Source organism: Phenylobacterium sp. (assembly GCF_036677185.1).
In the GTDB taxonomy this organism is placed as follows: Bacteria; Pseudomonadota; Alphaproteobacteria; order Caulobacterales; family Caulobacteraceae; genus Phenylobacterium.
Genome location: NZ_JAKFEN010000030.1, coordinates 21,418 through 33,462, shown reverse-complemented (window position 1 = coordinate 33,462; position 12,045 = coordinate 21,418). Strand labels below are relative to the sequence as shown.

Sequence of the window (12,045 nt, the reverse complement as noted above, 5' to 3'; positions counted from 1 at the left end):
GCGCGGCATACTGTCCAGTTCAGGCTGCAAATGCGAGGCCTGGTCACTGAAATAACGCCACTCGATGAAGGTCCGCAACTGATGCTGCGGACGGCTCTCCACCACCCGCGGGAGCGTCAGCTACGACTTGGCGCGCAACGGCGCCGGCCAAGGCTTCTCCGCCTGTCCTATCTGGCGACATCATAGAAGCGAACGATCCGCGACGCCTGATAGCCGGCGATGAGCAGCAAGACCGCGGCCTCGACCCATTCGCGCGGGCTCAACAGGCCCACAACGCAAAGCAGCGCAAGGCAAGTCTGAGCGATCGGATATTCGAGCCCAAGCGAGGCGAAATAGGCCGAACCCTTCGCCTAGGTATCGAACAGGTCGGTCGCCAACCATGCGAGCAGCATCCCGAAGAACCAGCGCCTTCGGGCCATGAAATACTCTTTGAAGCCTCGGAATGGCGCGATGTCGCTGGGGAAGAACACCGCGCAGATCAGATAGATCTGGAAGGCATTGGCGAGCACAAAGGCGTAGAGCGGGAACGACCAGGTGGTGATCAACCGTAGCCGGAATTCCCACCACCACCAGAACACGGCGTTGACGAACATGTAGGCGACCCAGCCCAGGTGCATGCACCCACCAGATGCGCATGCGGCCGGGATGTTCGATTAGTCGGGCAACGCCCTGCATCAGGTGAGTAAGTGCGAGCCCGATCACGACTCCCGTCAGGACAACAACGTATTCGAACATGCCCAGATGGTCTCCTCCCTACGGGCGTCCCGGAGCGGGCCTTCAGCGGCACGCCGAGCTTGAATGTTAGGATGTCGAGTGCTGGCGCTTCTAGGCCTGCACCTGCGGATGACGATTGTGCCAGTCCGTCGCCTGTTCGTAGGCATAGGCCAGCCGACACAGCAGGGCCTCGCCGAGGCGGCGGCCCGTGAACTGGATACTGTAGGGCAGGCCGTCCGCCGAGACTCCGCATGGTAGGCAGATGGCGGGCACGCCGGCGAGGTCCATCGGCATGGTGAACTCGGCGCTGCGCGGCTGGGCCTCGCCCCACGCCTGGTGGTAGGCCGGCAGCGGGCCGGTCTGAAGCGCGTGGGTGATCGGCCAGGCCGGGTCGCCGCCCGCAGGTCCGGCCATGGCATCCACCGTGTCAAGCAGGGCGTCCAGTTGGGCGGTGATCTCGGCGCGCCGGCGACGCGCCGCGGTCAGCGCTTGCGGGCTGACCAAGGCGCCCATGGCCGGGAACTCGCGAAGATAGGGTCCGTACTCGGCCGCGCGGGACGGGTAGGTCGCGGCATGGGCGGCCGCGATTTCCGCGCCGCAGATCGCCGCCCAGGTCGGCACGAGGTCAGAGAGGTCGGGCATGCGCACCGGCGTGATCACCGCGCCCTGGCGTTCCAGCACTTTCAGCGCCGCCTCGATGGCCCGGGCCGGTCCTGCGTCGGTGCGAGCCAGCGCGTAATCGCGATCCACCCCGATCCGCAGGCCCCGGACGCCCCCGCCGAGCACCTTCACGGCCTCTGCGGGCGGGGCGGGGTGTGGCGAAGGACCGACGGAAGAGCAGCAAGGTCTTGCCCTCAGGACAGGTGTAAAGATCGCGCTCCGGGTCGAAGGCGAAGTCCGATCTGGAGAAGGTCCCGTCGGTGCGCTGGGACTTGTCGAAGACCGGGATGTGCGGGGAGATCTGACGCTGGTGGACCAGCCAGGCGAGGTTTGCGGCCGAGCCGTAGGCGCTGTCGGCGGCGAGGTGGTCGGGCTTGAGCCCGAAGCGCTCGGCGGTGCGATCGAGCATGGTGCGCGAGGCGCCGACCTCGGCCTGGCGGATGGCGCGGGTGGCCTCCACATCGACGATGACGGCGTGCTCGGTGTCGATCGGGTAGTTTGCGGCGTAGGCGAAGAAGGCGTGGTCCTTGTGGGCGCCGGTCCACTGGGCGGCTGGATCGGACGGCGAGATGAACTTCGGCGTGGTCTCGCTGGCCGCACCGAAGGCGGCGTCGTCCAGCCGCTCCAGATACTCCCGGACCGCGACGCGGGGGTCTTCCGGCGGCCGCCAATCTGAACCCGGAACCGACCGCTGCTTGTTAGCGTCGGCGGCGATCAGGCTGGCGTCGACAGCGAAGCCCTCGCCGCCCACCAGGCCCTCGGCCAGGCAGCGCTCGACCACGCTCTCGAACAGCCGCCGCAGGATGTCGCTCCGGCGGAAGCGGCCATGGCGGTTGCGCGAGAACGTCGAATGATCCGGGACCTTGCCGTCCAGCCCAAGCCGGCAGAACCAGCGATAGGCGAGGTTTAGATGCACCTCCTCACACAGCCGCCGCTCGGAGCGGATGCCCATGGCGTAGCCCACGATCAGCATCCGCATCATCAGCTCAGGATCGATCGAGGGGCGGCCGATCGAACAGTAGAAGGGGGGGAGCTGCTCACGCACCGGCTCCAGGTCCAGGAACCGATCGATCCGCCGCAGCAGGTGGTCTGCCGGCACGTGATCATCGAGGCGGAAATCGTAGAACAACTGCGGCGGAGCGTCTTGCCTCCCCATCATCGCCATGGCCTCCCAAAGCCAACAACGACAAGGGAATCACGCCACCAGGCGCCGATCAATAGCCGACTAAATCAACAGTATCGGCGCAGAGCTGAAGGCCTCAATTTGGGTCGAAGTCTCAAGGATTCAGGGAGGCGCCCAATAGCCCCCACCTGGCCCGGTCCGCCGGATACAAGTCATTGGCCGCTAAGCTACTACGACACCCCAAGCACCCTTGAGTCTGGGATCTTCCGTCGCTCACTAGTCGCCGTCTCGTCGCGCTTCAGCGACAGCGGAGCCGACAGTGCAGATCGCACCGACCAGCAGCCAAGTCCTCGTGCGCAGCGCACGCATGCTGCGGACAGCCATGGGCGCGAAGATCGCCGCTTGGCTGGATGACGCCAGTGTCGCCGAGATCATGCTCAACCCGGACGGCAGACTCTGGATCGATCGGCTAGGAAGCGGGCTCGCCGATAGCGGCCAACGTCTCTTGGCGCCCGACGGCGAGCGGATCATCCGGCTGGTCGCCCATCACGTCGGCGTTGAGGTCCATGCCGGCGCGCCAAGGATCTCGGCCGAGCTTCCGGAGACGGGCGAGCGGTTCGAAGGCCTCCTGCCGCCTGTCGTGTCGGCTCCGACCTTCTCGATCCGCAAACCCGCCGTCGCCATCTTCACCCTCGACGACTACGCGGCCGCCGGCGTGATGACCTCGGCCCAGACCTTGGCCCTACAGGTCGCAGTCGCGGAGAGGCGCAACATCCTGGTCGCCGGGGGAACCTCCACCGGCAAGACGACCCTGGCTAACGCCCTGCTTGCCGAAGTGGCGAAGACGAGTGACCGGGTGGTGCTGATCGAGGACACCCGCGAGCTTCAGTGCGCCGCGCCGAACCTCGTATCGCTGCGCACCAAGGACGGCGTCGCCTCACTGACCGATCTCGTCCGGTCTTCCCTCCGCCTGCGCCCGGATCGGATTCCGATCGGCGAGGTGCGGGGCGGGGAGGCCTTGGACCTGTTGAAGGCGTGGGGCACCGGCCATCCCGGCGGGATCGGAACCATCCATGCCGGCTCGGCCATGGGCGCCCTGCGCCGTCTCGAACAACTCGTCCTCGAGGTCGTCGCGGTCGCGCCAAGGGCGCTGATCGCCGAGACCATCGACGTGATCGCCGTGCTGTCGGGCCGGGGCGATGAGCGCCGGCTGACCGAACTCGCCACCGTCGGCGGCCTCACGCCGTCGGGCGACTACCGCCTGTCCTCGAACCCCATCCCCCAAGGAGACAACCCATGATCACGCGGTTCTCGCGATGGACCGCCGTCGGCGTCGCCGCGGCGAGCGTCCTGGTTTCCGGGCCGGCCTATGCCGCCGGTTCCTCCATGCCCTGGGAGGCGCCGCTGCAGCAGATCCTGCAGTCCATCGAAGGACCGGTCGCCAAGATCGTCGCGGTGATCGTCATCATCGTCACCGGCCTGACCCTGGCCTTCGGCGACAACTCCGGCGGCTTTCGCAGGCTCATCCAGATCGTCTTCGGCCTCTCGATCGCCTTCGCCGCATCGAGCTTCTTCCTGTCGTTCTTCTCGTTCGGCGGCGGGGCGCTGATCTGATGGGCGAGACGCAATCCCCTCAAGGCTTCGAGGCGCCGGTCCACCGGGCGCTGACCGAGCCCGTGCTGCTGGCCGGCGCGCCGCGATCGCTGGCGATCCTCAATGGCACGCTCGCCGGAGCCCTGGGCCTGGGCTTGCGGCTCTGGCTGGCAGGCCTGGTGATCTGGCTTGTCGGCCACCTGCTGGCGGTCTGGGCGGCCAAGCGCGATCCGTTCTTCGTCGAGGTGGTGCGGCGCCACGTCCGCATCCCGACCCATCTGGAGGTTTGAACGCCATGTTCGATCTTCGGGAGTACCGCCGCCGCAACGCCCACCTCGCCGACTTCCTGCCTTGGGCGGCGCTGGTAGGGCAGGGGCTGGTCCTGAACAAGGACGGCGCCTTTCAGCGGACGGCGCGCTTCCGTGGCCCGGACCTCGACTCTGCGACCGACGCGGAGCTGATGGCGGTCGCCGGTCGCTTGAACAACACTCTGCGCCGGCTCGGCTCGGGCTGGGCGGTTTTCGTCGAGGCGCAGCGGGACGGCGCCGAGACCTATCCCGAAAGCGACTTCCCGGACCCGGTCTCGGGCCTGGTGGACGAGGAGCGGCGCGCGCAGTTCGAAGCCCACGGGGTCCATTTCGAGAGCCGATACTTCCTGACCTTCGTCTACCTTCCGCCCGCCGAGCAGGGCGCCCGTTTGGAGGGCTGGCTCTATGAGGGGCGGCAGTCTGGCGGCGTGGACTGGCGTGAAAGCCTGCGCAGCTTCGAGGACCGCACCGACCGGATTCTCGCCCTGTTCGAAGGGGTGCTGCCGCAGGCGGCCTGGCTCTCGGACGCCGAGACGCTGGCCTTCCTGCACTCGACCATCTCCACCTCGCGCCATGGCGTCACCGTGCCGGAGACGCCGATGCAGCTGGATGTGCTGCTGGCCGACCAGCCCTTGGTCGGAGGGCTCGAGCCGCGGCTGGGGTCCAGCCACCTGCGGGTCCTCACCATCAGCGGGTTTCCGGCGGCGACTTGGCCTGGCCTGCTCGACGACCTCAACCGCCTGGCCTTCCCCTATCGCTGGTCGACCCGGGCCATCTGCCTGGACAAGGTGGACGCCGCCAAGGTGCTGGCCCGGATCCGCCGTCAGTGGTTCGCCAAGCGAAAGTCGATCATGGCGATCCTCAAGGAGGTGATGACCAACGAGGCCTCGGCCTTGGGCGATAGCGACGCGCAGAACAAGGCGCTCGACGCCGACGCGGCGCTGCAGGAGCTCGGCGCGGACTTGATCGGCCACGCCTATGTCACGGCCACGCTCTGCGTCTGGGACGCCAGCGCCGCGGTCGCCGACGCCAAGCTTCGGCAGGCGGAGAAGGCGATCCAGGGCCGCGACTTCGTCTGCACGGTGGAGACCGTCAACGCCGTGGAAGCTTGGCTGGGTGGCTTGCCCGGTCACGCCTACGCCAATGTTCGCAGGCCGCCGATCTCCACCCTCAATCTCGCCCATATGATCCCACTGTCGGCGGTCTGGGCGGGGCCTAGCCGCAACGAGCACCTCGGGGGACCGCCGTTGCTGCTGGCCAAGACCGAGGGCGCGACTCCGTTCCGGTTCTCCACCCATGTGGGCGATGTGGGCCACACCGTCGTGGTGGGGCCGACGGGGGCCGGCAAGAGCGTGCTGCTGGCCTTGATGGCCCTGCAGTTCCGGCGCTACCCCGGCGCCCAGGTCTTCGCCTTTGACTTCGGCGGGTCGATCCGGGCCGCGGCCCTGGCCATGGGCGGCGACTTCCATGATCTCGGCGCGCCCCTCGCCGACCAGACCGTCGCCTCGGTCAGCCTGCAGCCCTTGGAACAGGTCAATGAGCATGGCGAACGCGCCTGGGCGGCCGAGTGGGTGGCGGGCCTGCTGGCGCGCGAAGGCGTGCCGCTATCGCCCGAGGCGAAGGAGCACGTCTGGTCGGCGCTGAGCAATCTCGCCTCGGCGCCGGCCGGCGAGCGCACCTTGAGCGGGCTTGCGGCCCTGCTGCAGTCGACGCTCTTGAAGCAGGCGCTGGCGCCCTTCACCCTGGCGGGGCCCTGGGGTCGGATGCTGGACGGCGACCATGAGCACCTCGGGGTCGCCTCGGTGAGCGTCTTCGAGACCGAGGGCCTGGTCGGGACGTCTGCCGCGCCGGCGGTGCTCGCCTATCTCTTCCACCGCATCGCCTCGCGGCTCGACGGCCGGCCGACCCTGGTGATCGTCGACGAAGGCTGGCTGGCGCTGGACGATCCCACCTTTGGCGCCCAGCTGCGCGAATGGCTGAAGACCCTGCGCAAGAAGAACGCCTCGGTGGTGTTCGCCACCCAGTCGCTGGCCGATATCGAGGGCAGCGCCATCGCCGCCTCGATCATCGAGAGCTGTCCGACGCGGGTCTTCCTGCCCAACGACCGCGCCCAAGAACCGCAGATCGCGGCGGCCTACGCCCGCTTCGGGCTGAACACACGCCAGATCGAGATCCTCAGCCAGGCCGTCCCCAAGCGCGACTACTACTGCCAGTCGCGGCGCGGAAACCGCCTCTTCGAGCTGGGCCTCGGGGACGTGGCGTTGGCCTTTTGCGCGGCCTCCGCCAAGGCCGATCAACTCGTCATCGCCGACCTTGTCGAGCGGCACGGGGCCAGTGGCTTCGCCTCGGCCTGGCTTCGCCACCGCGGATTGCCATGGGCCGCCGACCTGGTGGCGGAACCCCAACCTCATGCCTCCCTGGAGATTGCGAGATGAAGACGTCAGGACACCGCTTTCGCCTGCTGGCCGCGACAGCGGCGCTCAGCCTGTTGGTCGCGACCCCGGCCGGCGCGCAGCTCACGGTCTACGACCCCACCAACTACGCTTCCAATGTCCTGCAGGCGGCCCGGGCGCTGGACCAGATCAACAACCAGATCCGCGCCCTGCAGAACCAGGCGACCAGCCTGACCAACCAGGCCCGCAACCTGGCCCAACTGCCCTATTCCTCACTGCAGACGATCCAGGGAAATCTGTCTCGGATCAGTGGCTTGATGAAACAAGCTCAGCAGATCGCCTACGACGTCAAGGCGATCGAGAGCGAGTTCGGCAAGCACTACACCCTGGACGCCACGGCCTCGGATCTCGCCCTGGTGGCGTCGGCGCGGAAGCGCTGGACCAATTCGGCGGCCGCCTTCCGCGACGCCCTTAACGTTCAGGCGGGCGTCGTCACCGGCATGGCGTCGGCCCAGGCCGAGAGCCGCGCGCTGGTGACGGCCAGCCAGGGCGCCACCGGCATCGTCCAGGCGACCCAGGCGGGCAATCAACTGCTGGCGCTGCAGTCCCAGCAGCTCGCTGACTTGACGGCGATGATGGCGGCCCAGGGCCGCGCGAGCGCGCTTGAACAGGCCGAGCGCGCCGCCGGCCGCGAGCAGGCTCAGGAGCAGTTCCGGCGTTTCATGAGCCGAGGAGAGGGACACCAACCGCAGCCGGTGAGGATGTTCCGGTGACGTCCTGTCAGAACACGGGTCCTTTGGCCATCGCCGTACTGGTCGCTCTGTCAGGATGCGGAAAACCGCCGAGCCGCGACCCTGGAACGTTGTCCGGCGTCGAGCTTCGCGATGAAGTCGCGCGCTGTGCTCGAGGTGGGGTCGAGGTGGCCGAAAGTGCCGAGTGCAAGAAGGTCCAAGACGAGAGCTTCTCGCGTTTCCTTGGTGAAGGCGGCGCGAAATGAACACCGGCGTAGCCGACCGCTTCCTGGACGTTTTCACCCGCTACATTGATTCCGGGTTCGGCTTGCTGGGCGGCGAGGTCGCCTTCCTCGCCACCACCCTGGTGGCCATCGACGTGACCCTGGCGGCGCTCTTCTGGGCTTGGTCGGCAAGCGACGACGTCATCGCGCGGCTGATCAAGAAGACCCTCTATGTGGGGTTCTTCGCCTTCCTACTGTCGAACTTTAACGGCCTGGCCAAGATACTCTTCGAGTCCTTCTCCGCCCTGGGCCTTCAAGCGGCGGGTGGCAGTATGAGCCCAGCGGACTTCTTGAGCCCGGGCAAGCTTGGTCAGACGGGCATCGACGCCGGAAAACCGATCCTGGCCGCCGTAAATCAAATGTCGGGCTTCCCGGGGTTCTTCAGCAACTTCGCCCAGATCATTGTGCTGATGCTGGCTTGGCTCGTGGTGCTGGTCGCCTTCTTCGTCCTGGCCGTGCAGCTCTTCGTGACCCTGATCGAGTTCAAGCTCACCACCCTGGCCGGCTTCGTGCTTGTCCCCTTCGGTCTCTTCGGCCGAACGGCCTTCCTGGCCGAGCGGGTGCTCGGCAATGTGGTGGCGTCCGGGGTGAAGGTCCTGGTCCTGGCGGTGATCGTCGGGATCGGTTCGACCCTGTTCGACGAGTTCGTGCAGGACTTCGGCGGCCAGTCGCCCTCCCTGGAAGAGGTGCTGGCCCTAGCTTTGGCGTCCCTCTGCCTGCTCGGCCTCGGCATCTTCGGGCCGGCCATCGCCAGCGGCCTGGTCTCCGGGGCGCCGCAACTGGGCGCCGGCGCGGCGGTGAGTGCGGGCCTGGCGGCTGGCGGTCTCGGCGTGGCTGGCGCCATGGCCGGGCGAGCCATGATCGGCGCGGGTGTCGGCGGCGCGAAGGCCGCGGTCTCCGCCGCCAGGCGCGGCCGCGCCGGGCCTTCCGGCTCCGGTGATGGCGGGCAGGGTCCCAAAGCCTCCGGCCCCGCCGGCGGCTCGGCCCCTGCGGCGGGCGGCTCCGGCGCGCCAGCCTGGGCCAAACGACTGCAGCAGCGCCAGGCCGCCGTCCATGGCGCCACCGCCGCGGCCCACGCGGTCAGGGCCGGCGATAACGCCGGCGGCGGGGCCTCGGTGTCCCTTTCGGAGGATCGCTCATGAGTGTCTTTCGTCGCCCCGGCGTCCGCTATGGCGAGACCCCGGTTCTCGAGACGCCCTATCAGCGCGCCGGCCAGGCCTGGGACGAGCGCATCGGCTCGGCCCGCGTGCAGGCCCACAGCTGGCGGTTGATGGCCTTTGCGAGCCTGACCCTGTCGGCGGGCCTCGCCGCGGCTCTTGTCTGGCAAGGCGCCAACGGCTCGATCACGCCGTGGGTCGTGCAGGTCGACCGGTTCGGGGAGGCCCAGGCGGTGGCGCCGGCCGTGGCTGGCTATCGGCCCACCGACCCGCAGATCGCCTGGCACCTCTCGCGGTTCATCGAAGAGGTGCGCTCGATCCCGGCCGACCCGGTGGTGGTCCGCCAGAATTGGCTGCGGGCCTATGACTACACCACAGATCGTGGCGCCCTGGCGCTGAGCGACTACGCCCGCGCCGACGATCCGTTCGCCAGGGTGGGGACCACTCAGGTGGCCGTGGATGTCTCCAGCGTGATCCGGGCCTCGCCGTCGAGCTTCCGCGTGGCCTGGACCGAACGGCGCTACGTCGACGGCGCCCTGGCCGCCACCGAGCGATGGACAGCCATCGTCGGGGTGGTTGTGCAGCCCCCGAAGAGCGCCGAGCAACTCCGCAAGAACCCGTTGGGGGTGTTCGTCCACGCTCTGAACTGGTCGAAGGAGCTGGGCTGATGCGCGCGATCGTCCCGGCCGTCGCTTGGCTCGCGTTCAGCGGCTGCGCCACCTCACCCGATCCCGTCGAGGCCTTGGAGCCTCTGGCTCCGATCGCGAGCGCGCCGCAATCGGCCAAGCCTTCGCTCACGCCCCGAATCCTCGCCTCGACACCGATCCCGAATCCGCCGGAGCGACCGCTTGTCCGATCGCCGGCGCGCAAGGCGAAGGCGGAGAACCCTCTGGCCAGGGTGGCCAAAGCCAATGCAGCCGCCCGTGTCCAGCCCCGCTTGGAGGGCTACGCCAACGCCGCCCAGGTCTACGCCTTCTCCGAGAGTGCGCTCTACCAAGTCTATGCCACCCCCGGACGGGTGACCGACATCATGCTGCAGCCGCAGGAGAAGCTCGCCGGCGCCGGGCCGGTCGCGGCTGGCGACACCACGCGGTGGGTGATCGGCGACACCGAGAGTGGCTCAGGGGCTGAGCAGCGCGTGCATATCCTGGTCAAGCCCACCCGCGGCGACCTGCTGACCAATCTGGTGATCAACACCGACCGCCGGACCTATCACCTGGAGCTCCGGGCGACGGCGAGCACCTACATGGCCGCGGTGTCGTGGCGCTATCCTGCCGACGAGGCCCGCGCCGCGGCCGCGGATGCGGAAGCCCGGCGCGTAGCGCAGGCCGAGGCGGCCGCGCTCCAGGCGCCGTCGTCGGCGGCCCTCAACTTCGGCTACCGGATCCAGGGTCGTGCGGCCTGGCGGCCCGTCCGCGTCTATGACGATGGCCGCCAGACCTTCATCGAGTTCCCCGGGTCGGTTGCCCAGGGCGAGATGCCGCCGCTCTTCGTCGTCGCGGCGGGAGGTGTGGCCGAGCTCGTGAACTACCGTGTCCACGGCCGGCGGATGATCGTCGACCGCATCTTCGACCAAGCCGAGCTTCGGCTCGGCGATCGGCGTGGTCGACAACGGGTCCGCCTGTCCCGCTTGGTGGAGGACGCGTCGTGACCACATCCGCGCCCGAACACGAAATCCCAGCGGATCTGCGTCTGCGCTCCAAACGGCCGCCTGTGGTGCGCCTATCGCGCAAGGTCCTGATCGGCGCCGGTTCGGTGTCGGCCGTGGCGCTGCTGGGCGTCGTCGCCTACGCCATGACGGCCCAGCGGTCCTTGAAGGTCGGCCCAGAGCTCTACAACGTGGGCGGAGGCCCGCCCGAACAGGTTAGGACCCTGCCGGCGGACTATAGATCGGCGCCTCGCCTCGGCCCGCCGCTGCCTGGCGATCTCGGCGGTCCGATCCTCGCCGCGGGCGCGCCGGCGCCCGTCATCGGCCCAGGCGAACCACTGCCCGCGGCTCCACCTGATACGGCTCTCGAGGCCGCGAAACAGCGGCAGGTGCAGGAACGCGATGCGGCTCGGACAAGCCGGCTGTTCGCAAGCGATGCCCAGTCCTCAAGTTCAACGCCATTGCTGACGATGGCGGCCGGCGACGTGGCCACGCTCTCGCCCGGCCAGCCCGGCGAGGCCGGAACACTCGAGGGGCCTGTGGATCGCCGCACCACCAGCGTCGAGCGATTGGCCGCGCCGGCATCACCCTATGTGGTTCAAGCCGGGGCGGTGATCCCAGCGGCGCTGGTCACCGGGATCCGCTCCGACCTGCCGGGGCAGGTGGTCGGGCAGGTCACCCAGAATGTCTATGACACGCCGACCGGCCGCATCCTGCTCATCCCTCAGGGCGCTCGCCTTCTCGGGGTGTATGAGAACCGGATCGCCTTCGGGCAGCGTCGGGTGCTTTTGGCCTGGACGCGGCTTCTCCTGCCCGACGGTCGGTCCTTGGTGCTGGAGAAGCTCCCGGCCGGCGACGCCGCCGGTTATGCTGGGCTGGAAGACCAGGTCGACGGGCATTGGTCGGGCCTGCTCGGCATGGCGGCGCTCTCGACCCTGCTCGGCGTCGGAACCGAACTCGGCAGCTCGGACGACGATAGTGAAGTCCTGAAGGCTCTTAGGACCGGCGCGGCCGGAACCTTCAACCAGGTTGGGCAGCAGGCGGTCGGCAAGGGTCTGAGCGTGGCGCCGACCCTGACGATCCGACCCGGCGCACCCGTCCGCGTGATCGTGACCCGCGATCTCGTGCTTCAACCCTATCGATCCTGAGGATGTCATGGCCGAAAAGCTGAAACTTGCCACGCTGCTCGACGACACGCCGGTCAAGGTGACAGTCGAGCTTCCCGCAGCGGTCCACAGGGATCTCGTCGCCTATGGCGAGGCGCTCGCCCAGGGCGGCGGGAGGGTCGTCGAGCCTGCCAAGCTCATCCCGCCGATGCTGGCGCGGTTCATGGGCGCCGACCGCGCGTTCGCAAAGATCAGGCGCTCCGCCTAGGTGGGACCGGTAAGGGGGAGAAAAATACTATCGCGCACGTGGAAGTAAGCCGTTCACCGC

The 12,045-nt window shown here is 68.4% G+C and carries 11 protein-coding genes and 2 pseudogenes; 10 read left to right on the top strand and 3 right to left on the bottom strand.

Going from position 1 to position 12,045, the window contains the following annotated elements:
* Nucleotides 1-350 precede the first annotated feature (350 nt).
* The 3 genes and pseudogenes from V6M51_RS18655 to V6M51_RS18645 all read right to left on the bottom strand — a co-directional run.
* Entirely contained in the window at nt 351-617 is a 267-nt protein-coding gene (locus V6M51_RS18655; RefSeq protein WP_332769579.1) for a hypothetical protein, read from the bottom strand.
* Between the two features lie 208 nt (nt 618-825).
* Nucleotides 826-1,602 (bottom strand): annotated as a pseudogene (locus V6M51_RS18650) (amidase family protein); the annotation flags it as partial.
* Nucleotides 1,520-2,533, bottom strand: a pseudogene (locus tag V6M51_RS18645) (transposase); the annotation flags it as partial. The pseudogenes V6M51_RS18645 and V6M51_RS18650, both read right to left, overlap by 83 nt.
* 331 nt (nt 2,534-2,864) lie before the next feature.
* Between V6M51_RS18645 and trbB the strand changes: the two are divergent.
* The 10 genes from trbB (at nt 2,865) to V6M51_RS18595 (ending at nt 11,985) form a co-directional block, all read left to right on the top strand.
* A complete protein-coding gene (trbB, locus tag V6M51_RS18640; protein ID WP_332769611.1) occupies nt 2,865-3,797 on the top strand; it encodes a P-type conjugative transfer ATPase TrbB in 933 nt (310 codons plus the stop codon).
* On the top strand, nt 3,794-4,111 hold the full coding sequence (locus tag V6M51_RS18635) for a TrbC/VirB2 family protein (protein WP_332769577.1): 318 nt from the start codon (nt 3,794-3,796) through the stop codon (nt 4,109-4,111). Before trbB ends, V6M51_RS18635 begins: the two co-directional genes overlap by 4 nt.
* Nucleotides 4,111-4,380, top strand: a complete 270-nt coding sequence (locus tag V6M51_RS18630; protein ID WP_332769575.1) for a VirB3 family type IV secretion system protein — start codon at nt 4,111-4,113, stop codon at nt 4,378-4,380. Before V6M51_RS18635 ends, V6M51_RS18630 begins: the two co-directional genes overlap by 1 nt.
* Before the next feature lie 5 nt (nt 4,381-4,385).
* On the top strand, nt 4,386-6,833 hold the full coding sequence (gene trbE, locus V6M51_RS18625) for a conjugal transfer protein TrbE (protein WP_332769573.1): 2,448 nt from the start codon (nt 4,386-4,388) through the stop codon (nt 6,831-6,833).
* Nucleotides 6,830-7,564: a P-type conjugative transfer protein TrbJ gene (gene trbJ / locus V6M51_RS18620; protein WP_332769571.1), complete on the top strand. Its 735-nt coding sequence runs from the start codon at nt 6,830-6,832 to the stop codon at nt 7,562-7,564. Before trbE ends, trbJ begins: the two co-directional genes overlap by 4 nt.
* Before the next feature lie 220 nt (nt 7,565-7,784).
* The gene (gene trbL, locus V6M51_RS18615; RefSeq protein WP_332769569.1) at nt 7,785-8,948 is read left to right on the top strand and encodes a P-type conjugative transfer protein TrbL; all 1,164 of its coding nucleotides are present in this window, start codon (nt 7,785-7,787) and stop codon (nt 8,946-8,948) included.
* Nucleotides 8,945-9,631 carry a conjugal transfer protein TrbF gene (gene trbF / locus V6M51_RS18610; RefSeq protein ID WP_332769568.1) on the top strand — a complete coding sequence of 229 codons (687 nt, stop codon included), beginning with the start codon at nt 8,945-8,947 and terminating at the stop codon, nt 9,629-9,631. Before trbL ends, trbF begins: the two co-directional genes overlap by 4 nt.
* Nucleotides 9,631-10,614: a P-type conjugative transfer protein TrbG gene (gene trbG, locus V6M51_RS18605; RefSeq protein WP_332769566.1), complete on the top strand. Its 984-nt coding sequence runs from the start codon at nt 9,631-9,633 to the stop codon at nt 10,612-10,614. The genes trbF and trbG overlap by 1 nt, the downstream gene beginning before the upstream one ends.
* Nucleotides 10,611-11,759, top strand: a complete 1,149-nt coding sequence (locus V6M51_RS18600) for a TrbI/VirB10 family protein (protein WP_332769564.1) — start codon at nt 10,611-10,613, stop codon at nt 11,757-11,759. The genes trbG and V6M51_RS18600 overlap by 4 nt, the downstream gene beginning before the upstream one ends.
* Before the next feature lie 7 nt (nt 11,760-11,766).
* Nucleotides 11,767-11,985, top strand: coding sequence for a DUF2274 domain-containing protein (locus tag V6M51_RS18595; RefSeq protein WP_332769562.1), 219 nt, complete (start codon nt 11,767-11,769; stop codon nt 11,983-11,985).
* The last annotated feature ends 60 nt before the right edge of the window (nt 11,986-12,045 follow it).